Raw genomic sequence first — 22,345 nt, 5'->3', positions numbered from 1 at the left:
ATAAATTTAAAGAAAATAAGCTGCAAAACTGACTGTTTGATGTAACCTTCTAGTTTTGTGGCTTATTTTCATAATGTATTTAATAGCGATTGGAAACAAAACAATGCTTAGAAAATATCATTATGCCTTTGGCTGTTATGGAATAATTGGTAATCAGTCCGAACTTGTTGTCATTAAAAAGAATGGTGGTCCATACACTAATCGTTATGATTTACCGGGTGGTAGTTTAGAGGATGGAGAGGGGCTGGATCAAGCTATACTACGGGAAATAAGAGAAGAGACCGGCTTATTAGTTCAAGTTTATCAACAATTAGGGATTACATCATTTAAATATCCTTGGGACTATGAAAATTGGCATTTTAACCAGCACTTCTGCGTTTTTTATAATATTCAAAAAGCTGTCGGGCAATTAAAAGGTGAGGTTAGCCAATTTGATGGTCAAGACTCATTAGGAGCAGTACGCGTACCTTTGAAAAAGCTCAGTTTCACCAATGCTTCTCCTTTAGTTATGTGGGCTAAATTGTATCTCATCAATCCTGAGCAAATGAATTTAGAAGATCAAACTTTTTCTACTTGGCAAGTTTTACAACGACCAGTTTTTTAAACAAGATTTTAAACAAAAAGCAACTAGTATTTTACCTAGTTGCCTTTTTCTTTGCTTAATTTAAAGTATCTAAGAATGCTAAAGCTGCATCATAATTTGGTTCATTCGTCATTTCCACAATTAATTCTTGATAAAGTATTTTTTGGTTAGTGTCAATAATCCAAATACTTCGTGAATCAAGTCCCATTTTTTCAATAAATAGTCCCATCTTCTTACCAAAATCAAATTTTTCATCAGAGAGTAATTCCATTTTTACTACTCCTTCTGCTGCACACCAGTTACGTTGGTCACTGGGTGAGTTAGTTGAAATGGTATAAAAATTAATATTGTCGTATTTGTCAACTTCACTATTAAAGTGCTTGGTTGAGATGCTACATACACTAGTATTAATATCGGGTACTACGCTAATTAAAGTGGGTTTGTTAATTAATTCTGACAAGTTGACGATAGATCCATCAGCTTTTTCAATTTTTAAATCGGGTAATATCTCGCCAACTTTTGGTGGTTGACCATTAGTCGATAATGGGGTACTTAGTCTTGTAATTTGCATTTTGTTTACTCTTTCTTTAAAACTGTTTACTCTAAAGTCTAAACTATATACTGAACTGGACCAAAATAAAATGCTTGCTAATTATTTAAAGCTGCTCATTTACGTAAGTTGTAATGCGCTCAACGGCAGTTCTTAAACATTTTTCAGATGATGCATAGGATAAACGTACAAATCCTTGACCACCAGCCCCAAAGTAACTACCAGGAATTACTCCTACCTTAACTTTATTGGCTAAGTCAGTAGCAAAAGCTACATCATCTGTACCGAATTTACTTGGAATTTTAGCAAAAATATAAAATGCGCCTTCAGGTGTAGCCATTGTAAACCCATTTTTTTCAAGACCTGTTTGAATTATGTGTAATCTGCGTTCATAAATTGCGCGGGCCTCGATATAATCTTGTTCACCATGACTGATAGCTTCTGCTGCCCCAATTTGAACATTATCAGTAACTGAGGTAATCATAAAGGAATTGATTTTGGAGATTGTTTGCATAATTTCTTTTGGCGCTGCAATATAACCAATTCGCCAACCAGTCATGGCAAAATTTTTAGATAATCCTGAAAGAAGGATAGTCCGATCTGGAATAATTTGTGTAAGCGAATAGTGCTTTTTCTGAGCATAAATTAATTCGGCATAAATTTCATCGCTTAAGGCAAATAAATTATAATCGACAATAACTTTTGCTAGCTCTTTTAAATCTTTTTTAGCATAAACTCGTCCGGTCGGATTAGATGGATCAGTTAAAATGACTGCTTTTGCTCCTTTTCCTTCATTTTCCATAACTTTTGCTAGATGTGCAGCAGTCAAAATAAAATTATCAGCAGAAGTATCTACTTCTATAGGTACGCCGCCAGCCATTTTTATAATACCAAAATAGACCCCCCAAACAGGTGTAGGAACAATTACTTTATCACCGGGGTTAAGGATAGCCATAAAGGAAACATTTAAGGCTGCTGATACTCCGACAGTTGCACAAATTTCATTTTTGGGGTTATAGTACACGCCTAAACTCTTTTTGAGATAATCACTTACTGCATTTAAGTATTCTTCTTTACCAGCTTCTGGCGCATAGTGTGAGTCATCGCGGTTAATATCATCTATAGCGGCTTGCTTAATGTGGTCGGGAGTGTTCAAGTCGGGTTCACCGACAGTTAACTTAACTATTCCAGGAATCTGAGATATTTTTTGACTAAATGAACGAATTTCGGATTTAGGTAATTTTTCAATCCTTTTGTTAATTGTATCAGATAAATTATTTGCTAGAGTTGGCATAATAAAAGAACCTTTCTTGAATTTTGATATAGATACAATTATAACGCAGTAGTCGCTTTAAGAATATTTAAATTAATATTAATTTAGCAATTAATTTTTCGGTTGTTCAAAAATAGATTTATGATAGTTATTTAAGGAGAGTGACAATAATGGATCAAGAACAAAAAAAGCAGCAATTAAAGCATTTGTCCAAAGAGCAATTCGAAGTGACGCAGCATGGGGCTACCGATTATCCTTTTAAGGGTAAATATGATGATTTTTACCAAAAGGGAATTTATGTCGATATTGTTTCTAAGGAACCGTTATTTTCGAGTGAAGACAAATACGATGCTGGTTGTGGGTGGCCTAGCTTTACTAAGCCAATTCAAAAACTAGTTTATCATCGTGATCAGTCTCATAATATGGAACGCACCGAGGTCAAGAGTCCTGAGGCTGACTCTCATCTAGGACATGTCTTTACCGATGGTCCTGTAGATCAAGGAGGCTTACGTTATTGTATTAATTCTTCAGCTTTAAAATTTATTCCTTTTGATCAATTAGAAAAAGAGGGATATGGCGAATATCGCAAACTTTTTAAATAATAATAATTATGTAAAGTATAAAAAAGCAAATCGATTTCTTTAATAAATTAGATGCTTTTTTATTTTTAGCTCTCTTAATTTAACATTTTCTAAAAACTTGATAAGCTAATTAGTATGAGGCAATAGCAAATAGTCCATCTTCAAAAGCAAAAAGTACTATTGCGCTAAATGGGTACATGAGAAAGGAAGAATAATGACAAAATTACAGACAATTAGTTCCCAGTTATGGACACTGACCAATGAGCTAGAGACTAATCGGGATACAACTGAATCCAAAAATTATATTTTAGCCTTCATATGTTATCGTTACTTGTCCGAACAGCAAGAACAGTATCTTGTTAGTAGCAGTGCTATAAATGTTAAGAAAGGCCAAGCAATTAATGAAGCTTACCTAGAACAAGCAGGCGGTGCTGAATTAAATGCTTATCTTAAGGATATCTTTTCAAATCTTGGTTATGCCATTGCGCCACTTGACACTTGGCAGTCATTAGTAAATAAAATTGACAAGGGCCAAGTAAATCTAAGTGACTATCAAACTATTTTTGCTAATTTTGATAAGAATGCTGCACTATCTAAAGCGGCAGGTCAAACCTTCAAGGGGATCTTTAGTAATCTTAACTTAGGCGATTCCTACCTGGGGTCATCAGCTAATGAACGAGTGAAGTCTTTAGCGAAGATTGTCAAATTAGTTGATAGTATTGATTATCAAGATGAAGCTGGTAAAGATATTCTTGGTGATATCTCTACTGGTTTAATTAGCAAATATGCAGCTGGTAAGAAGGGGGCTACTTTTTGCACACCACCGGCAGTTGCAAAATTAATAGCTAAAATAGTGACAGCAGATTTACCTAAAGGAACCCAATCGTTCACAGTATATGATCCTAGTTGTGGGGTAGGTTCAATTTTGTCAGCGCTAGCAAATGATAATAACTCAGCAATTGTCAAGTTGTATGGGCAAGAAGCAAATTTGACCGCTTACAATTTAGCTAGAATAAATTTAATGTTGCACCATGTTTTATTTACTAATATGACATTGTTCAACACTGATGCGCTCGAAAACGATTGGCCGGCCGAACCAAATACTAAAGAAATTGATTATCCACGTACCTTTGATGCGGTTGTGGCTAATCCACCAGATCCTCAATCTTGGAATAATAACCAAAATAAGTTAACGGATCCCCGTTTTCGTAATTATGGCAAATTGGCTCCCTGGACTAAGGCTAGTTTTGCTTTTGTTTTACAGGGTCTTTATCATTTAAACGAAAAGGGAATCATGGCGATTGTTCTTCCTAACGAAGTTTTATTCCGTAGTGCTGCAGAAGCTACAATTCGCAAAAATTTGGTTGAGCATCCAGATGGTAATCAGATCGATGCTGTAATAGGGCTACCGCCTAATCTATTTTATGAGAGCATAAGGCCAATGATTATTTTGGTACTAAAAAAGACGCGTACTAGCGAAGATATTCTTTTTATTGATGCTTCAAAAGAATTTGCTAAAGGTAAAATGAAAAATTATTTAACTCAAGAAAACATTGATAAAATTTTCAAGACCTATCAAAAACGTGTAGCCATGCCACAATATGCTTATTTAGCGTCTATCGAAGAAATCCGTGCTAATGATTATAATTTAAATGTTTCACAATATATTACTACTTCTGAAAATAAAAAAATTGATTTAACTGAAATCGATAGATTATTGGTCCAAGATAAAAAAGACATCGCTGCACTAGAAGCTAAAATTGCTAAAGACTTAAAAGTCTTAGAGATTAAAAGGGACCAGTGAGTTTTTATATAGTGGCAAGTATTAGCTTTTTAATCAAATTAGTACATCAATTATAAATAATTCAAATAAAGAATAAAGGATTTTTCAAAAAAGGAAGAAACAATATTTAATCAATTTGACAAATATGCTATTATATCAATGAAAGGGAGCGATTACATGGATTCATTAATGCGGCATATTTTTGGCCTACAAAAGAAGAAGGTCAAGCATCAAAAACATAGTAAATACAATAATAAAAAACGAAAGTCGTTAATTTGCGGGCATACTTTCTTTGGTATATTTTAAGTAAATAAATTAATAAAGACATATCTTTGGTCATGAGATATGTCTTTATTAATTGTAAAAGAATGTGAGATTTATGAATAAGAAAATAAAGCTGTATGCAATTTCTTGGCAGTTCATTTTAGGGCTTATTTTAGGGATTTTAGGTACCTTTATTGAGGTTTTGATACCTTTAATAGTGCGACAATTTATTGACGGTAAAACGCACATAAGCGCCCATATAAATTTTCGTTTAGCTGCGGTAATCGTGTTAACCATTATTTTTAGTGCAATTATTAGTGCTTTTTGCCAATACTTGATCAGTGTGGCCGGAAATTTAAAAATTGCTGAAGTTAGAATGGAAATTGAGCAAAAGTTACTTACTTTGCCTATGAGCTTTTTTACTAATCAAAAAAGTGGTCAACTTTCTAGTCATTTAATTAATGATGCTGAAGTAGTTCAAGATTTTATGACTAGTAGTATTCCAGCCACCATTAATAGTTTAATTGCAGTGCTAGGATCATTCATTGTTTTATTTCATTTAGATTGGCAATTGACGGTATTTATTGTCTTATCTTTTTCACTAATTATCTTAATTGCATATCCAATTGGAAAAATTAGTGAAAAATTGTCGCTCACTACCCAGAATAAATTAAGTGAACTTTCTGGTCAAAGTACAGAAAACATATATAATATCCGCAGTATTAAGCTGAATAATGCTTATCGCCCAGTCTGGTTAAATTTTAAGCAGGTAGTAGTTGAATTATTTAAAGTTTCAAATAAAACTGATTGCATATTTTCAATTGTAGGTCCCATTCAAACAGTTTTTACTTTAGGAATTATTCTTTTAATTATTATTTATGGTGGTATTCGTGTACAACAGGCTAGTTTGAGTATTGGCACCTTAGTATCCTTTTTAATTTATCTCTTTCAGGTAATTGAGCCAATCAATATGTTGGGTAATTTTTATACCAGTTACAAGCAAGCTAAAGGAGCTACTTGGGAATTAAATAAGATTTTGAATACACCAGGAGAAAAAAATGTTTATCAAGTTAATTCTCAAATATTGTTTGCTAAGAATAGTTGTTTAACGTTGAAAAATGCCTCTTTTTCATATCAAAAGGAACCGGTTTTACAAAATATTTCTTTAAGTTTTAATAGTGGCCAAAAAATAGCAATAGTTGGCCCCTCTGGTGCTGGTAAAACAACAATTATTAATTTATTAACTAGATTGTATGAATTAAATGAAGGACAACTTTTATTAAATTCAGTAAGTGCTACTAACTACGATCTAAATACTTGGCGTAATTTGTTTGCCGTAGTAACCCAAGAAAACACGATTATTTCAGGATCAATTTATTTAAACCTAACGTTTGGTTTGACTGCTATTCCTGAAGAAAGTGACATTTGGGCCGCCCTAGACAAGGCTAATTTGTTAGAAGATGTGCAAAAAATGCCCAATGGCTTACAAACTTTAGTTGGTGAACAAGGAATTGGTTTATCGGGTGGTCAAAGGCAAAGATTACAGATTGCTCGCGCATACTTGCGCCAAGCCAATTTTTTAATTCTAGATGAAGCAACTTCTAACCTTGATCCCGATTCGGAGAAAATTATTACTAATACTTTGAATGAGTTGCTTGCTAATCACCAGACGACTTTAATTGTCATTGCTCATCGCTTATCGACAATTGTTGATTCAGACAAAATTTATTTTTTAGATAATCATCAAATTACCGGCAGTGGTACCCACCAAGAGTTGATGCAATTGGTTCCTAAATATAAACAATTTGTTAATGAAGAAATATTAGCAGTTGAAAAATAATTAAAAGGAGAAAACAGATAAATGGACTTAACTGGTAATGAATACATGGAATTTGTTAAAAACGACCGTTCACTTTTTTATTATCCTAATGATGAACCAAAAAATAAATTTAAATTTACAAAACCTAAAACTAGCTTTCAAGAATCAACTGATAGCTATTGGCATTATATTTTATTTGATCATAAATTGCCCCAACAAGGCTGGAAAATTCATCTAACTGCTAATATTAAGGATGCACAAAAACTATTATTGACGGTGAGCCAGTACTTAAACAATCAACAAGTTAGTTATAAATTTATTGATACAGTAGATGCAATGCTTTTAAGTAATTCCAAATATAGTGACCGAACAGAGTCGGGAAAGTTTATTACAGTTTATCCCGTAAATACTACTGAATTTGTCCAACTTCTGCCTGCGTTAGCAGAAATCACCCAAGATTTTTTAGAGGGGCCATATATATTAAGCGATCAAGAATGGCAAGATAGCCATGTCTTTTACCGTTACGGTGCCTTTAAGGCAATGAAAACGGTGATTGACGGTGCAGAAGTTTACGCCATTATTGATAATAAACATAACTTAGTTGAAGATAAACGGTTACCATATTATTATCAGCCTGATTTTATTGTAGAACCTGAACAATTGAAAAATAATGTGCAACATTATGATCAAAATGAATTCAAAAAACTAATGAATTATAATGTTGATTTTTCTTTGCACTATAGCAATGCTGGTGGAGTTTATCATGCAGTTTTCAAGGGTAAGGAATGGGTTCTAAAAGAAGGCCGTGCTTTTGCGGGCTTAGATGCTAATGGCAATGATGGTTTTAATCGGATTAAGCACGAGTATAAAATATTAAAGAAACTAGCCGAGATACCAACAGTTGTTAATGTTTATGAGAGTTTTAAGGCATGGAAACATCAATATTTAGTTGAAGAGTACCTTCAAGGAGATACTCTAGCTGATTTTGTTGATAGTCAATATCCCTTTACCGCAAATAAGCAAAAGAAAAATGAATATCTTACAAAGACGGTCAAAATTATTACGGCACTTTTAAAGGCAATTAACCAAATTCACCAAAAGGGAATTGCAATTGGTGATTTACAACCGGATAATATAATTATATTAGACACGGATAAAGTAAAGTTAATCGATTTTGAAAATGCTCAAAAAACTTCAGCAGCCTACAATCCTGGTCTGGCAACGCCTGGCTATTCTGATTTTAATGCGCAGACTTTTGCAGAAGCTGATCGAATTGCGTTATACAAAATTGCACGTTATATGATTTTGCCAACCGCAACTGGCTTTGATTGGGCGCCTGAATTAGAAGCCGTGCAAGATAAGAATATTAGCAATGAATTTGGCAAGCAAATTGTAGAATTTTTGCATAATTTAAAAAAGCAATTAAATTTGAATTTTAATTCTGACTCACGCCACCCGCAGTATTATTATCAAAATTTAACAGTACCGTCTACACCATTTTCACTGAATCAGTTAAATCAAAATATAGCCGAAGTAGCTAAGGGAATCAGCGACAACTTGAATTACAACTTTAAAGGATTAATTTATGGTGACATTCCGCAATACAGTTCTGAAATTAGTTATTATTCCGTGGCCAATGGTGCTTTTGGCGCTATAATGGCTTTAAATAGATCACAGACTTTAGATCAGAAAAGTGAGCAAGAAATTAATATTTGGCTCGAACAACAATTACCAAATTTAAAAAAATTGTTAGCTGAGCCAACAACAGATATCGGATTATTTACTGGCCTAAGCGGTATTGCTACTGTTTTGTATGAACTAGGCTACACTAAAATTAGTTACAGTATAATGAGAAAAATACAGACTAATGTGGCACTTAAGTTAACCAATGACATTTCAATTTACTCTGGTTTAGCCGGAGTTGGGCTAGCTTTTTTATGCTTTTATGGACAAACCAAAAAAACTATTTACTTACAAAATGCAATTGATCTTGGTAAACAAGTAATGCAAATCATTAAGCATGAACGCTATACCGAAAAAACTGATAGTGGATTAATTACTGGCTGGTTGGGTGCAGCATTATTTTTATGGAAATTAAGTATTGTTACAAAGGCAAAGCAATATAAGCAAGCAGCTTTAAGAATCTACCAGGTAGTAATAAAAAATTCATTACAACTTACAAGTGACGGTGCATTTATTAAAGATAATTCCTACTCATATGAACGTTTAATCCCGTATGTTAATCATGGTAGTGCTGGCTTAGCCTTATTAATGATAGAATTTTTACAAGATGATTCTAAGGTTTTTACCAAAAAAGAATTAGAAATTTTATTAAAAATATTAAAGCAAAATGATGTTTTTGTAACTTTTTTTGCCGGATTATTCGATGGTTTTCTTAGCCTGCTGATTTTAGATAATGCCTTTGCAATTTGTACCAATAATAAAGTGACTTTAAAGAAGAAGTACAATTTACTTAATAATTACTTAGTTGCTCAAAATGGCGGCGTAATGGTACCTGGCAGATTTGGCTTTAAGTGTTCTTTAGATTTGACTACTGGAAGCAGTGGCTTACTGCTACTTTTAACAGATATTAAGCAACATACCTGGAATGCTTGGCTACCACTTCTAAGAAGTAAATAATTTTTTAATTAACATAACTAAAAAGCCATTCCATTTATCATGGAGTGGCTTTTGTGGTATCACATATAGATATATTTTAAACAATTTCTTGTTCTTTAAATGTCCCATAAACACGTTCTACTTCGGTGACACTCATGAAGGCATAGGGATCACTTTTTTGAACAATTTGTAAAACATCGTACATATCATAGCGATTAATAACTGTTATTAAAACTTTTTTTTCTATGTGACTGTACGCTCCTTCGACATCGTGAAAAATTGTGATGCCGCGATGCATTTTTTCTTGAATTCCATCAATAATCGCTTGTGGCTGATCTGTGACAATTGTGACTTGCAATTTTTGGTGTTGGGTATAGACAGCATCAATTACCCGTCCATTAATAAAAATAGTCAGGGCCGAGTATAAAGCACGATTCCAGCCAAAGGCAACACCGGCAGCGACAATAATTACTAAATTAATAAAAATACTTACCTTGCCATAACTTGTGCCCGTTTTTTTCTGAACAACAATTCCCACAATATCTAAGCCACCAGTTGAGATACCATTTTTTAAGGCAAAACCAGTTCCCAAGCCATTAATCATTCCCCCAAAAATTGCGCAAACAAGGGGATCAACATGCATATTAACTGGTTGTAGCACGCGCATCATAATCGAGCCCAAAATTACCGTGATAATTGTAAAAAAAGTAAACTTGTGTCCAATCTTAAACCAAGCAACTAAAAGTAGTGGCACATTTAAGGCAAAATACATTACCGAAGTTGTCAAAGTGAAGGGGAGATAACGTTCACTCAATGTATTAATTAATTGAGCAAATCCGGTAATACCAGAAGAATACATGTGCCCCGGACCCCAAAAAAGATTTAACGCAATTGCTACTGCAATTGAATAAAAAAATGAAGCTGAAATCTTTGAAAGTAAATTATAACGTCTGTTAAAGGTATCGAGTCGATCCATTATTCACATTTTCCTTTTGTCCTAAATAATAGTAATTCATTTAATTCAGTGTAACAAAAGTTGGGGAGGTAACCAACTGAGCAAATTCAGTTAATTTTATTTTTGCCAGTGTTCTTTGATAAAAGTTAACCGACCACCAGCTTCCTCTAGTGCATAGCGATTGGGGGCCTTTTTATAGAAATCTTGATGATATTCTTCAGCTGGATAAAAAGGTTGAGCCGGTTCTATTTTGGTAACAATCGGTGCAGTAAATCTGCCACTTTCTTGGAGCTTCTGCTTTGATTTTTCGGCAGCTAACTGTTGTTGGACAGAATTATAATAAATAACTGGGCGATAATTATCACCGCGATCTTGAAACTGGCCCATGGCATCAGTTGGATCAGTTACTTGCCAATAGTATTCTAATAATTGCTCATAAGACATCAGCTCTGGATCATAAGTTATTTCAACTGCTTCTGTGTGCCCAGTCAATCCACTAGCTACTTGTTCGTAAGTAGGGTTAGGGACGTGACCGCCGGTATAGCCAGAAATCACCTTTTTGACACCAGGTAAAGTGTCAAATGGCTCTACCATACACCAAAAGCAGCCCCCAGCAAAGATGGCTTTTTGAAAATTTTGTTTTTTATCCTTATTTATATTTGCCATTTTATTGACCTCATTTCATCTTGCCGGACTTAGGTAAAAAATATTTAAGACCGGTCTTAAGTGCTTGTTTATTCTTCAATTCCCAGATGATCTAAAATCAAGGCAGCCGTTTCCTCGATTGACCGGTTAGCAACATTAATAACAAAACACCCCAGTTCATTGTAAAGCGTTTGGGCAGAATCAAGTTCTTTTTTAATTGCGTCTGTATTTGAATAAGTGGTATCGGGATTTAACCCATAGGCAATCATTCTTTGCCGTCTAATTTCATTTAATACGGATAAGTCATTGGTCAGACCAATAATTTTTTTAGGATTAACTTGATATATCTCCTTTGGAATATGCGTATCTGGTACTAATGGTAAGTTAGCTACTTTTAAATTTTTATTAGCTAAAAATAAAGAGAGTGGTGTTTTTGAAGTTCGAGAAACACCTAATAAAACGACATCAGCTTCTAAAAAGCCCTTTGGATCTTTGCCATCGTCATACATTACGGCAAACTCCATTGCAGATATTCGATCAAAATATTTTTGATTCATTTTATGTTGGGCACCAATTTTCTTAAGCGGTCGGCTACCAGTAGCGCTTTGAATTGCTTCAACCACTGGAGATAAAATATCAATCCCATGGATATTATGTTCCCGAATAAAACGAATTACTGGTAACTGCATTTCATCTTTAACTAAACTATAGATAATTACCAAATTAGGATACTTTTCGATTTCTTGAAAAGTTTCTGCCAATTTTTCTTTATTATAAACGAATGGATATCGCCGATAGTTAATTTGAGCATCGGGGAATTGCGCTGCTGCTGCCACTGCATTATTAAAAGCAGTATCACCAGCAGAATCAGAAATAATTATAATATTAACTTCTTTTTTTGGGGTTTCGTCAGTCATTGTCTGCTCCTTTTTTCATTTATTATACAATCTCTCTTTAATATTAACAGATTTTAAATAGCTAAAACGGTAATGAAAAATAATTTTAAAAAATATTGCTTGTATGTATTGACCGATGAATATGGTTTGATATAATTTAAATAAATGTATGACGGAAACGTCAAGAAATGGAAGGAGGGATCACATATGGCCAAGACTGTTGTTCACGAAAACGAGTCTATTGATGATGCTCTTCGTCGTTTCAAACGTTCCGTTTCTAGAAGTGGTACTTTGCAAGAATATCGCAAGCGCGAATTCTATGAGAAGCCAAGTGTACGTAGAAAGCTGAAGTCAGAAGCAGCTCGCAAGCGTAAGCATTATTAATATAAAAAAACGACTTCTATCAATTATGGTAGAGGTCGTTTTTTAGATATTTTGCTAAGAATATTTATTTTATACCTATAACAAGATTTGTTATAATTTAAGCAAGCTATATTAGAAAGAAGGGATTACTGTGAGTTTATCAGAACAGATAATGGCTGATATGAAAGATGCGATGAAGGCACATGATAAAGTTAAGTTGAACACTGTGCGGATGATTAAGGCTGCTTTAATGAACGAAAAAATCAAAGTAGGGCGTGAATTGAATTCCGATGAAGAATTAACAGTTTTAAATCGTGAAAAAAAGCAACGTGAAGAATCATTGGCTGACTTTGTTAAAGCTAAGCGTACTGATTTAGTTGAGGAGACTAAAAAAGAATTAACCGTTATTGAAGCCTATATGCCTAAGCAACTTTCACAATCTGAGTTGGAAAAAATCGTTAGTGCAGCAATTGCTGAAGTCAGTGGTGCAACTAAAGCTGACTTTGGTAAGATTATGAAAATTTTAATGCCTAGAATCAAAGGTAGGGCAGATGGAAAAGTTGCCTCTAACCTGGTTAAAAACAAACTGAGTTAAGCAAGAAAGGGAGAAAAGATATTGGCTCAAACCAATTTTATTCCTAGAAATCCAGAAAATATTCAAAAGTTAGTTGGGGTTAATGACAGCAATCTTGATTTGTTAGCAGAGGGATATGATATCAGTATCACTGATACTGGAAGCCAAATTCTGCTTGCAGGCGATAGCAATAATTGTCAAAAAGCAATTGCTGTTTTAAAAGCCTTAGACAATGTAGTTAGTGCTAATATTAATATCAGTGCTCCTGATATTGTCAGCGCAATGAAAATGGCGGATAAAGGGATTACCGAATATTTTCCTGATCTATATAAAAAAATTCTAATTCGGGATGCTAAAGGTAAACCGATTAGGGTGAAAAATATCGGTCAAAAAAATTATGTTGAAGCAATCGAAAAAAATGATGTCGTATTTGGTATTGGTCCTGCTGGTACTGGTAAGACATTCATTGCCGTTGTTTGCGCAATTGCAGCTTTTAAAAAGGGTGAAGTTTCACGCATTGTTTTAACCCGACCAGCAATTGAAGCAGGTGAGTCACTTGGATTTTTACCTGGAGATTTAAAGGAAAAGGTTGATCCATATTTAAGACCAATTTATGATTCTCTTTATTCTATTTTGGGTACTAATACGACTGATCATTTGATGGAACGGGGAGTAATTGAGGTTGCTCCACTTGCGTATATGCGTGGGCGTACATTAGATGATGCATTCATAATATTAGATGAAGCTCAAAATACTACTGATGCGCAAATGAAGATGTTTTTAACTCGTTTAGGATTTAATTCCAAGATGATTGTTAATGGTGACATGACGCAAGTCGATTTACCTGGACGCCAGCGTAGCGGTTTAGTAGACGCTGAGCATATTTTAAAAGGTATCAGTCATATTAAATTTATTCAGTTTTCAGCTAATGATGTTGTTAGACATCCAGTTGTAGCTAAAATCATTAATGCATATGAAAAGAAAGAACAAAGTTAATGACCCCAATCGATATTACTTATAATGATGAAGTTGATTTTTTACAAGATAAAAAATGTAACTGGCAAAAGTGGATTACTGACCTATTATTGTTAGCCAAAAATGAAATTGGTAAAGAAAATAATTTAGAAATGAGTATTAACTTTGTCAATGAAGAGCGTAGTCAAAAAATCAATTATAAATATCGTGATAAAAATCGACCAACTGATGTAATTTCCTTTGCGATTGAAGACGGTGAAGATAAGTTTGAGATTGCCGCTTTTGCAGCAGATCCTGATTTTTGTGAAGATATTGGTGATTTGTTCATGTGTCCGAGTGTCATAAGAAGACACAGTGAAGAATATGGTACTGGTTGGCAGCGTGAGTTTGGCTACACCCTTGTTCATGGTTTTTTACACCTTAATGGGTATGATCATATAGAACCTGACGAAGCAAAAGAAATGTTTGCCATTCAAGGTAAAATTTTAAAAAACTATGGCTTGCCTTTATATGCAGACCAGTTAGATGAGGGCAGAGGTAAATAATGTCGAATAATGAAAAAAATAAGTCTGGTTTTGTTGCGTTAATTGGTAGACCCAATGTTGGTAAATCAACTTTAATGAATTATTTAGTGGGGCAAAAAGTCGCAATAACTTCTAACAAACCGCAAACAACGCGTAATAAAATATCAGGTATTTACACTACGTCAGGTATGCAGGTAATTTTCGTTGATACACCAGGAATATTTAAGCCACACGGTGAACTTGATGACTATATGGACAAAGCAAGTTTATCTAGTTTAAATGATGTTGACTTAATTTTATTTATGGTTGAACCAGAAAAAATGGGTAAAGGTGACGAATATATCGTTAATCTTTTACAACAAGTTAAGGTACCAGCATTTTTACTAATTAATAAAGTTGATCAGGTTAATCCAAATGACTTATTAGGAATAATTGATGAATATCGTCAATTAAATCTTTTTAAAGAATTTTTACCAATATCTGCTACTCAGGGAATCGGTATTTCTGACTTAAATCAGGTTTTATATGATTATTTACCAGAAGGTCCAGCCTACTATGATCCTGAGCAAATTACTGATCGGCCAGAATATTTTATGGTTAGTGAATTAATTCGTGAGCAACTTTTAAATTTAACTGCCGAAGAAGTACCCCATGCAGCTGCCGTATGGGTTGAACAAATGAATCAGCATGAAAATAACAAGCTGCAAATTGAAGCTACAATTTATGTCGAAAAAAGTGGGCAAAAAGGGATTATTATTGGTAAAGGAGGGAAAATGCTTAAGCAAATAGGCATTAATTCCCGTAAACAAATTGAGGACTTATTAGGTGAAAAAGTTAACCTGCACTTGTGGGTTAAAGTTCAACGTAATTGGCGATCTGATCCCCGCTTTTTGAAGCAGATTGGTTATAATAAGAAGGATTTGTCCTAAAAATGGCACGAGAACTCAAAGAAGTTCAAGGAATAATTTTTAAACGGCAAAAATATAATGAAGCTGATGTCTTAGCTAAAATTATAACTAAAAATTACGGCATAATTACCATGCTTGCTCGCGGAGCACTACGTCCCAAGTCGAAGTTAGGCGCAGCCTTACTTAACTTTTCTTACGGTACTTACATTATCTATACCAATGGTCATGGGCTTAGTAATTTACGAACTTATAAAAATATCAAACAATTTAATCATATTTTTACTGATATAAATAAAAATGCGTATTCTTCTTTCATTTTAGATTTAATTGATCATGCCTTTATTGAATATCAACATATAGATCAATATTACTTATTAGCTGATTTTGCTTTGCAAAAAATCAATGCTGGAGTTGACGCAGAAATGATTACTCAAATCGTTCAAATGCAACTTTTAGCTGCATTTGGGGTAAAGCCAGAACTACGTCACTGCATTATTTGTAGGAAAGAAAAAGGCAATTTTGATTATTCAATAAAGTATGGCGGGGTTTTATGTAGCGACCATTTTTATACTGATCCTAATCGCCTCCATCTAAAGCCTAAAGAGACGGCTGTTTTAAGAACGATTGGGCTATTACCAGCTGAACGATTGGGTGAAATTACAATTAGCGCTCAAACTAAAAAAGCAACGCGAAAAGCAATTGACCAAATTTATCAGGCAACGATTGACTTAAACTTAAAAACCAAAAAATTTTTAGACGAGTTAAATTTATTAACTTAGTTTGCTTTAGCTTATCCTTGGATTATGGTAAAATTAATTTGTATTTTGGCAATGATAAGGAAGAAGAAAAGTACCAGTCAAGCGAGTGTTAGATAGTGCAAGGACATCTGGGAAAGGGCACCTTTAGTCAATAATTAAGTGCAGGGTATATTTTCCCTGAATTAGGGTGGAACCGCGATTAAATCTCGTCCCTATGCAAGTTTTGCATAGGCTTTTTTTTATGGTCTAATGCAGAAAGGATTAAAAATGACAAAGAAAAAATTAAACATTCAAAATATGATTTTTAAATTAGAAGAATTTTGGTCATCCAAAGGCTGCATGGTTATGCCTTCATATGATGTAGAAAAAGGGGCTGGTACAATGAGCCCGTATACATTTTTACGGGCTGTGGGGCCAGAGCCATGGGCTGCTTGCTATATTGAGCCATCAAGAAGACCAGCTGATGGGCGTTATGGTGATAATCCTAATCGCTTATTCCAACATCATCAATTTCAAGTAGTAATTAAACCAGCGCCAACAGATATTCAACAATATTATTTAGATAGTTTAAAAGTTTTAGGAATTAATCCACTTGAGCATGACATTCGCTTTGTTGAAGATAATTGGGAAAATCCTTCAATGGGGTGTGCCGGTGTCGGTTGGGAAGTATGGCTTGATGGAATGGAAGTAAGTCAGTTTACTTATTTTCAAGTTGTCGGTGAACTCGAAGTTAAACCAACAATGAGTGAAATTACTTATGGGGTTGAACGTTTAGCTTCATATATTCAAGATGTTAACTCTGTTTTTGATTTGGAGTGGGGCAATGGTGTTTTATACCGCGATATCTTTAAAGAAGCAGAGTATGAAAATTCAAAATATGCGTTTGAAGAATCAAACCAGGAAGACTTGTTAAAATTCTTTGATGTTTACGAAAAAACAGCACAGGAATTGATTAAATTAAACTTGGTTCAACCAGCATATGATTATATTTTAAAATGCTCGCATACGTTTAACTTGCTTGATGCACGCGGAGCAGTTTCAGTGACGGAGCGGGCGGGATATTTAGCGAGAATTAGAAATCTTGCCCATGAAGTAGCTGTTTGTTTTGTCGAAGAACGGGAAAAAAGAGGTTTCCCGCTATTAAAGAGTGCAGAAGATAAGAAAGCAGGGCTTGAAAATGACTAAAGATTATTTATTTGAAATTGGGACCGAAGAGATGCCAGCACATGTTGTCACCCGTAGTGTTAATCAACTAGCTGACAAAACCACAAAATTCTTAAATGAAAATGGTTTAAAGTTTAAGAATATCAAGACTTTTTCTACGCCAAGACGTCTAACGATTTTAGTCGAAGAACTTGCTGAAAAGCAGGATGATATTGATGAAATCAAAAAAGGACCAGCTAAAAAAATCGCCCTAGATCAAGATAATAATTGGACTAAAGCTGCTCAAGGTTTTGCTCGTGGACAGGGAATGTCCGTTGATGATATTTATTTTGAAGAACTTAAAGGTGTAGAGTATGCCTATGTTCATGTTAAAAAAACTGGGAAAAAAGCGAGCGAAATTTTGTTAAACATGAATAAGGTAGTTAAGGCCATGACTTTCCCTACTAAAATGCGTTGGGCGGCTAATGATTTTGAATTTATCAGACCAATTCACTGGATTGTATCTCTTTTTGGCAATGAAGTCGTTCCCGTCAAACTATTAGATATTACAGCTGGTCGTAAAACTGAAGGTCATCGTTTCTTAGGTGATTCAGTAGTATTAGCTAATACGGGCGATTATGAAGATGCCTTAAAAGATCAATTTGTCATTGTTGACGCAACTAAGCGCAAAGAAATGATTGTTACGCAAATGTCCGAATTGGTTAAAGAAAATAATTGGAAAATCAAACCAGATTCCAGTTTGCTTGAGGAAGTGACTAATTTGGTTGAATATCCAACTGTTTTTGCAGGAACATTTGATGAAAAATACTTACAAATGCCAGCAGAAGTATTAATTACCTCAATGAAAGATAATCAACGGTACTTTGAAGTTTACGATCAAGATGATCACTTAGTTAATCATTTTATTTCTGTGCGTAATGGTAATCAAGATTTTCTGGAAAATGTTATTTCAGGGAATGAAAAAGTTTTAGTTGCACGTCTTGATGATGCCCAATTCTTTTATGATGAAGATAGAAAATATCCGCTTAGTCATTTTGTACAAAAGCTCGATAATGTTTCTTTCCATGACAAGATTGGTTCAATGTCAGAAAAAATCAAACGTGTTCGCATCATTGGTAACTTTTTAGCTGAGAAATGGCAATTAGATGAACAAACAATCGCTGATTTTAATCGGGCCAGTGAATTATATAAATTTGATTTAGTTACTCAAATGGTGGGTGAATTTGCTGAATTGCAAGGTGTGATGGGCATGCATTATGCTAGCTTAGCTGGAGAGAGACAAACAGTCGCTGTTGCAATTAAAGAGCATTACATGCCAACAACTGCCGAAGGTGAATTACCACAAACTATTGTTGGTTCTCTTTTATCAATTGCAGATAAATTGGATACAATCATTACCTTTTTTGCGGCAGGTATGATTCCCAATTCATCAAACGATCCATATGCTCTACGCCGTTATGCATATGGGATAGTGCGTATTTTATTAAATCAAAGTTGGTCTTTACCATTTAATAAAGTTTTGCCTGAAATTGTAACCGAACTTGACGGTCAAACCTCGGCTAAGTTACCTAAGACTGAGCTGCAAGATGATGAGATTGCTTCATTTATTCGGGATCGGATTAATCAATACTTACAAAGAAATCAATTTAAGTATGACATTATTGATGCCGTGTTAGCTTCCAATCAACAAGATCCGATTCAAATTTTGTCAGCAGCTAATGTGTTGCAATTGCACCATGATGATGAACAATTTAAGCCAGTTGTTGAAAGCTTAATTAGAATAAATAATATTTTAAAGAAAGCTGAATTCAAAGGGCAAAACATAATTAATCCAGACTTGTTTGAAAATGAAAGTGAGAATAAGCTATTTATCGAAGTAAATAACTTAAGTAAGCTTACCAATTTGACAGCTTTATATGAAGGCTTTGTTGAAATACAGCCAGTTATAAATCTTTATTTTGAAACTAATATGATTATGGCCAAAGATGAAACAGTTAAGAATAATCGCTTAGCACAGCTTAAGTTGATTTCAGAATTAGCTACTGGATTAGGGGATTTAAGTAAGCTGGTTATTAAATAGTTATTTGTAGGTGATGAAGTGGCTGGATTAATACCTGAGCAAACAATTGCTAAAGTACGAGAAAATATCAATATTGTGAACGTTATCAGCCAATATGTATCACTTGAAAAAAAAGGTAAAGATTATATTGGCCTGTGTCCTTTTCACCAAGAAAAAACTCCTTCCTTTACCGTTAACGAGGGTAAACAATTCTTTAAATGTTTTGGTTGCGGTAAAGGCGGTAATGTTTTTACCTTCTTAATGGAAAAGGATGGTTTGACTTTCCCGGAAAGTGTTCAAAAGGCAGCGGATTTTGCGCATATTGATATTGGGGACGTAACCCATGCTAGAGCAGAAAACTCTAATATTTTAATTAAAATAAATGAGCAAGCAGCAAAATTTTATCAACGTGTACTAGTTTCAACGAATGCAGGAAGACGTGGACTTGAATATGCCAAGCAGCGAAAACTAGATGCGAAAATAATTGACCATTTTAAAATTGGCTATGCGCCCCGGCAAAACGACTTACTTTTGACTTACTTAAGAGGACGTGATTTTCAAGATAGTGACTTGTTAAAAAGTGGCTTATTCGTTCAGACAAAAAATGGCAGCCTGCTTGATCGTTTTCGTGACCGGTTAATGTTTCCGATTGCAAATGAGGGTAGTTATGTCATTGGTTTTTCGGGAAGAAGAATTGCTAATGACAAAACTGAAGCAAAATATATTAATAGCCCAGAAACAAAAATTTTTGCAAAATCAAAGGTACTCTTTCATTTTGCTGAGGCCAAAAAAGCCGTTCGTGATGAAAACCATTTAGTTTTATATGAAGGATATATGGATGTAATTGCAGCCTATCAAGCCGGGATAAAGTCAGGAATTGCTTCTATGGGAACAAGTCTTACCGATCAGCAACTTTATATGATTCGTAGAATTACTAAAAATATTATTATTAATTACGATGGCGACGAGGCTGGCATTCATGCGGAAGATCGTGCAGTTAAAATGTTTGCTCAAGCTGGTGGATTTAATCTAGGTATTGTAATATTACCGGAAAAATTAGACCCAGATGAATATATAAAAAAATATGGCGCAGAAAATTATACTAAAGAAGTTAAGGGGGCATTGACACCAACTGACTTTTTCTTGAAACGCTTGGCTAAAAAATATAATTTAGATAATGACCGCGAAAAATTAGCATATATTGATGAAGCAGTTAAAGCAATTGCTAAATTAACTAATCCCGTTGAACAAGATTTATATTTAGATAAAATAGCGCGCGAGCAAAATGTCTCTTTTGATTCTTTAAAAGCGACCTTAGCACGCTATAGACGTCAATTTAATATTGCTCAACGTCGTAAAGAAAATAGTGGGTTTGATCAAAGTAGGCAAATGCCTCCAATTAAATCGATTCAAGAGACCGCAATTGATCCGATTCAAGTGCGTTTATTATATTTATTCATTCATTCTACTCATGCACGCGATTATTTATTAAATAGAAAATTTTTATTTCCAGATGAGGCTTTTCAAAGATTAGCGGAATTATGGTTAAGTTTTAGTGAAGAACAAGAAAATCCATCCGTCAATAGTTTCTTAAATTTTATTCCAAGTCAACTTCAAGGTATAATAGTTAATACCGAAATGACAGACATGCCCCAGGATTTTTCAGATCAAGAAATTGATGAGCAAATTGATGCATTAAAAATGCGAGAAATTCGTACGCAATTGCATCACTTAATGAATGAATTGCAAGATGCCAAAAGAAAGACGGACACTAAAGAAATAATGACAATTACTCAGAAAATTTTAGAGTTAAAAAGAATTCAGGGTTAAAGGGGGGCTTTATTTTGACAGAAAATAAAAATACCAATAATAATGAAGAATTGTCTTTAGACAAAGTTGTTAAGCAAGTTGTCAAAGACGTAAAAAAAGATAAATCGATTACTGAAACTGAATTTGTAGATCGCCTAGTTAAGCCTTATGATTTACAAAATAAGGCTGTCGATCAATTAATTCAGGAATTTGAAGACAACGGTATTAGTATTGTCGATGAGAATGGCGATCCTTCTAAATTAGCTTTAAAGAAACAAAAAGACATTGAAAAAGCCGAACTAAAAGATATGTCGGCTCCATCAAGCGTGAGGATGAATGATCCTGTGCGGATGTATTTAAAAGAAATTGGTCGTGTACCACTTTTAAACGCCGATCAAGAGATTTCTTTAGCTAAAAGAATTGAAAAAGGTGACGAAGAAGCCAAACAAGAATTAGCTGAAGCTAACTTACGTCTGGTTGTCTCAATTGCTAAACGATATGTTGGTCGTGGTATGTCTTTTCTTGATTTAATTCAAGAAGGTAACATGGGGTTAATGAAAGCTGTAGATAAATTTGATTATAGCCTCGGTTTCAAGTTTTCAACTTATGCGACCTGGTGGATAAGGCAAGCCATCACCCGGGCAATTGCAGATCAAGCACGGACAATTAGAATTCCGGTTCATATGGTAGAAACAATCAACAAATTGATCAGAATTCAAAGACAGCTATTGCAAGATTTAGGACGTGAACCAACTCCTGAAGAAATTGGTGCCGAAATGGATATGCCAACTTCTAAGGTACGTGATATCCTTAAGATTGCTCAAGAACCAGTTTCACTCGAAACACCAATTGGTGAAGAAGACGATTCTCATCTTGGTGACTTTATTAAAGATAAAGATGCAACTAGTCCAGAACAACATGCTTCATATGAAATGTTGAAAGAGCAGTTAGAAGAAGTTTTAGATACACTTACTGATCGTGAAGAGAATGTTTTACGCTTACGTTTTGGTCTTGATGACGGCCGAACTAGAACTTTAGAAGAAGTCGGTAAAGTGTTTGGTGTTACTCGTGAACGTATTCGCCAAATTGAAGCCAAGGCTTTACGGAAATTGCGTCATCCTAGTCGTTCCAATCAGTTACGTGATTTTTTGGATTAACTTTATACTATACAAAAAGTTTCACTTCGTTTATTGTACGAAGTGAAGCTTTTTTGCTTTATCTTAATTTTAACTTTTTCTCTTAT

Annotated in this window: 21 protein-coding genes; 16 read left to right on the top strand and 5 right to left on the bottom strand. The window is 34.3% G+C overall.

All coding sequences use genetic code 11. The annotated features are described in order from the left end of the window. Positions 1 to 103 precede the first annotated feature (103 nt). Positions 104 to 604: an NUDIX hydrolase gene (locus tag F5ESL0225_RS03955; protein WP_122021704.1), complete on the top strand. Its 501-nt coding sequence runs from the start codon at positions 104 to 106 to the stop codon at positions 602 to 604. Positions 605 to 659: 55 nt separating this feature from the next. Here the strand turns inward: F5ESL0225_RS03955 and tpx are convergent, their stop codons facing one another. Together tpx and F5ESL0225_RS03945 are read right to left on the bottom strand one after the other, a co-directional pair. Then, on the bottom strand, positions 660 to 1,154 hold the full coding sequence (gene tpx, locus F5ESL0225_RS03950; RefSeq protein WP_122021703.1) for a thiol peroxidase: 495 nt from the start codon (positions 1,152 to 1,154) through the stop codon (positions 660 to 662). Between the two features lie 85 nt (positions 1,155 to 1,239). Further along, positions 1,240 to 2,427 (bottom strand): aminotransferase class I/II-fold pyridoxal phosphate-dependent enzyme, encoded by a 1,188-nt coding sequence (locus F5ESL0225_RS03945; RefSeq protein ID WP_122021702.1) that lies wholly within the window; start codon positions 2,425 to 2,427, stop codon positions 1,240 to 1,242. A 149-nt stretch (positions 2,428 to 2,576) separates the two neighbouring features. Between F5ESL0225_RS03945 and msrB the strand changes: the two genes are divergently transcribed. From msrB to lanKC, 5 genes are all read left to right on the top strand, one after another. Next, complete coding sequence (msrB, locus tag F5ESL0225_RS03940) at positions 2,577 to 3,008, top strand: peptide-methionine (R)-S-oxide reductase MsrB (protein ID WP_090092018.1); 432 nt, start codon at positions 2,577 to 2,579, stop codon at positions 3,006 to 3,008. A gap of 193 nt (positions 3,009 to 3,201) precedes the next feature. Continuing rightward, positions 3,202 to 4,791 carry a type I restriction-modification system subunit M gene (locus tag F5ESL0225_RS03935; RefSeq protein ID WP_122047889.1) on the top strand — a complete coding sequence of 530 codons (1,590 nt, stop codon included), beginning with the start codon at positions 3,202 to 3,204 and terminating at the stop codon, positions 4,789 to 4,791. A 156-nt stretch (positions 4,792 to 4,947) separates the two neighbouring features. After that, complete coding sequence (locus F5ESL0225_RS08510; RefSeq protein WP_255409268.1) at positions 4,948 to 5,076, top strand: hypothetical protein; 129 nt, start codon at positions 4,948 to 4,950, stop codon at positions 5,074 to 5,076. Positions 5,077 to 5,149: 73 nt separating this feature from the next. Beyond that, a complete protein-coding gene (locus tag F5ESL0225_RS03930) occupies positions 5,150 to 6,874 on the top strand; it encodes an ABC transporter ATP-binding protein (protein WP_122047888.1) in 1,725 nt (574 codons plus the stop codon). Between the two features lie 21 nt (positions 6,875 to 6,895). Further along, positions 6,896 to 9,493 (top strand): class III lanthionine synthetase LanKC, encoded by a 2,598-nt coding sequence (gene lanKC / locus F5ESL0225_RS03925; RefSeq protein ID WP_122047887.1) that lies wholly within the window; start codon positions 6,896 to 6,898, stop codon positions 9,491 to 9,493. A gap of 76 nt (positions 9,494 to 9,569) precedes the next feature. On the opposite strand, the gene F5ESL0225_RS03920 is transcribed toward lanKC, so the two are convergent. The 3 genes from F5ESL0225_RS03920 to F5ESL0225_RS03910 form a co-directional block, all read right to left on the bottom strand. Beyond that, complete coding sequence (locus F5ESL0225_RS03920) at positions 9,570 to 10,448, bottom strand: YitT family protein (RefSeq protein ID WP_122047886.1); 879 nt, start codon at positions 10,446 to 10,448, stop codon at positions 9,570 to 9,572. A gap of 96 nt (positions 10,449 to 10,544) precedes the next feature. Continuing rightward, positions 10,545 to 11,093, bottom strand: a complete 549-nt coding sequence (msrA, locus tag F5ESL0225_RS03915) for a peptide-methionine (S)-S-oxide reductase MsrA (RefSeq protein WP_122024679.1) — start codon at positions 11,091 to 11,093, stop codon at positions 10,545 to 10,547. A 68-nt stretch (positions 11,094 to 11,161) separates the two neighbouring features. Continuing rightward, positions 11,162 to 11,989, bottom strand: coding sequence for a pyruvate, water dikinase regulatory protein (locus tag F5ESL0225_RS03910; protein ID WP_090092009.1), 828 nt, complete (start codon positions 11,987 to 11,989; stop codon positions 11,162 to 11,164). A gap of 186 nt (positions 11,990 to 12,175) precedes the next feature. Between F5ESL0225_RS03910 and rpsU the strand changes: the two genes are divergently transcribed. From rpsU to rpoD, 10 genes are all read left to right on the top strand, one after another. Continuing rightward, positions 12,176 to 12,352: a 30S ribosomal protein S21 gene (gene rpsU, locus F5ESL0225_RS03905; RefSeq protein WP_046306945.1), complete on the top strand. Its 177-nt coding sequence runs from the start codon at positions 12,176 to 12,178 to the stop codon at positions 12,350 to 12,352. 130 nt (positions 12,353 to 12,482) lie between these two features. Beyond that, positions 12,483 to 12,926 carry a GatB/YqeY domain-containing protein gene (locus F5ESL0225_RS03900; protein WP_090092007.1) on the top strand — a complete coding sequence of 148 codons (444 nt, stop codon included), beginning with the start codon at positions 12,483 to 12,485 and terminating at the stop codon, positions 12,924 to 12,926. A 21-nt stretch (positions 12,927 to 12,947) separates the two neighbouring features. Then, positions 12,948 to 13,901, top strand: coding sequence for a PhoH family protein (locus tag F5ESL0225_RS03895; protein ID WP_122021695.1), 954 nt, complete (start codon positions 12,948 to 12,950; stop codon positions 13,899 to 13,901). Then, a complete protein-coding gene (gene ybeY, locus F5ESL0225_RS03890; protein WP_090092004.1) occupies positions 13,901 to 14,425 on the top strand; it encodes an rRNA maturation RNase YbeY in 525 nt (174 codons plus the stop codon). The genes F5ESL0225_RS03895 and ybeY overlap by 1 nt, the downstream gene beginning before the upstream one ends. Then, a complete protein-coding gene (era, locus tag F5ESL0225_RS03885; protein WP_122021694.1) occupies positions 14,425 to 15,333 on the top strand; it encodes a GTPase Era in 909 nt (302 codons plus the stop codon). Before ybeY ends, era begins: the two co-directional genes overlap by 1 nt. Before the next feature lie 2 nt (positions 15,334 to 15,335). Next, positions 15,336 to 16,091 carry a DNA repair protein RecO gene (gene recO / locus F5ESL0225_RS03880; RefSeq protein ID WP_122021693.1) on the top strand — a complete coding sequence of 252 codons (756 nt, stop codon included), beginning with the start codon at positions 15,336 to 15,338 and terminating at the stop codon, positions 16,089 to 16,091. A gap of 246 nt (positions 16,092 to 16,337) precedes the next feature. Beyond that, positions 16,338 to 17,255: a glycine--tRNA ligase subunit alpha gene (glyQ, locus tag F5ESL0225_RS03875; RefSeq protein ID WP_118896514.1), complete on the top strand. Its 918-nt coding sequence runs from the start codon at positions 16,338 to 16,340 to the stop codon at positions 17,253 to 17,255. Next, positions 17,248 to 19,314 (top strand): glycine--tRNA ligase subunit beta, encoded by a 2,067-nt coding sequence (gene glyS / locus F5ESL0225_RS03870; protein WP_122021692.1) that lies wholly within the window; start codon positions 17,248 to 17,250, stop codon positions 19,312 to 19,314. Before glyQ ends, glyS begins: the two co-directional genes overlap by 8 nt. A gap of 18 nt (positions 19,315 to 19,332) precedes the next feature. After that, on the top strand, positions 19,333 to 21,123 hold the full coding sequence (gene dnaG, locus F5ESL0225_RS03865) for a DNA primase (protein ID WP_122021691.1): 1,791 nt from the start codon (positions 19,333 to 19,335) through the stop codon (positions 21,121 to 21,123). Between the two features lie 14 nt (positions 21,124 to 21,137). Continuing rightward, the gene (rpoD, locus tag F5ESL0225_RS03860) at positions 21,138 to 22,259 is read left to right on the top strand and encodes an RNA polymerase sigma factor RpoD (protein ID WP_122021690.1); all 1,122 of its coding nucleotides are present in this window, start codon (positions 21,138 to 21,140) and stop codon (positions 22,257 to 22,259) included. Positions 22,260 to 22,345: the final 86 nt, after the last annotated feature.

This window comes from Lactobacillus sp. ESL0225 (assembly GCF_003692905.1).
Lineage (GTDB): Bacteria > Bacillota > Bacilli > Lactobacillales > Lactobacillaceae > Lactobacillus > Lactobacillus bombicola.
This window is presented reverse-complemented; position numbering and strand designations above follow the sequence as displayed.

Coding starts and splice junctions, on each gene's coding strand:
- msrA (WP_122024679.1), bottom strand. CDS start 11,093: ATGGCAAATATAAATAAGGATAAAAAACAAAATTTTCAAAAAGCCATC.
- rpsU (WP_046306945.1), top strand. CDS start 12,176: ATGGCCAAGACTGTTGTTCACGAAAACGAGTCTATTGATGATGCTCTT.
- F5ESL0225_RS03930 (WP_122047888.1), top strand. CDS start 5,150: ATGAATAAGAAAATAAAGCTGTATGCAATTTCTTGGCAGTTCATTTTA.
- lanKC (WP_122047887.1), top strand. CDS start 6,896: ATGGACTTAACTGGTAATGAATACATGGAATTTGTTAAAAACGACCGT.
- ybeY (WP_090092004.1), top strand. CDS start 13,901: ATGACCCCAATCGATATTACTTATAATGATGAAGTTGATTTTTTACAA.
- F5ESL0225_RS03910 (WP_090092009.1), bottom strand. CDS start 11,989: ATGACTGACGAAACCCCAAAAAAAGAAGTTAATATTATAATTATTTCT.
- F5ESL0225_RS03945 (WP_122021702.1), bottom strand. CDS start 2,427: ATGCCAACTCTAGCAAATAATTTATCTGATACAATTAACAAAAGGATT.
- glyQ (WP_118896514.1), top strand. CDS start 16,338: ATGACAAAGAAAAAATTAAACATTCAAAATATGATTTTTAAATTAGAA.
- F5ESL0225_RS03935 (WP_122047889.1), top strand. CDS start 3,202: ATGACAAAATTACAGACAATTAGTTCCCAGTTATGGACACTGACCAAT.
- glyS (WP_122021692.1), top strand. CDS start 17,248: ATGACTAAAGATTATTTATTTGAAATTGGGACCGAAGAGATGCCAGCA.
- F5ESL0225_RS03920 (WP_122047886.1), bottom strand. CDS start 10,448: ATGGATCGACTCGATACCTTTAACAGACGTTATAATTTACTTTCAAAG.
- era (WP_122021694.1), top strand. CDS start 14,425: ATGTCGAATAATGAAAAAAATAAGTCTGGTTTTGTTGCGTTAATTGGT.
- msrB (WP_090092018.1), top strand. CDS start 2,577: ATGGATCAAGAACAAAAAAAGCAGCAATTAAAGCATTTGTCCAAAGAG.
- F5ESL0225_RS08510 (WP_255409268.1), top strand. CDS start 4,948: ATGGATTCATTAATGCGGCATATTTTTGGCCTACAAAAGAAGAAGGTC.
- tpx (WP_122021703.1), bottom strand. CDS start 1,154: ATGCAAATTACAAGACTAAGTACCCCATTATCGACTAATGGTCAACCA.
- recO (WP_122021693.1), top strand. CDS start 15,336: ATGGCACGAGAACTCAAAGAAGTTCAAGGAATAATTTTTAAACGGCAA.
- F5ESL0225_RS03955 (WP_122021704.1), top strand. CDS start 104: ATGCTTAGAAAATATCATTATGCCTTTGGCTGTTATGGAATAATTGGT.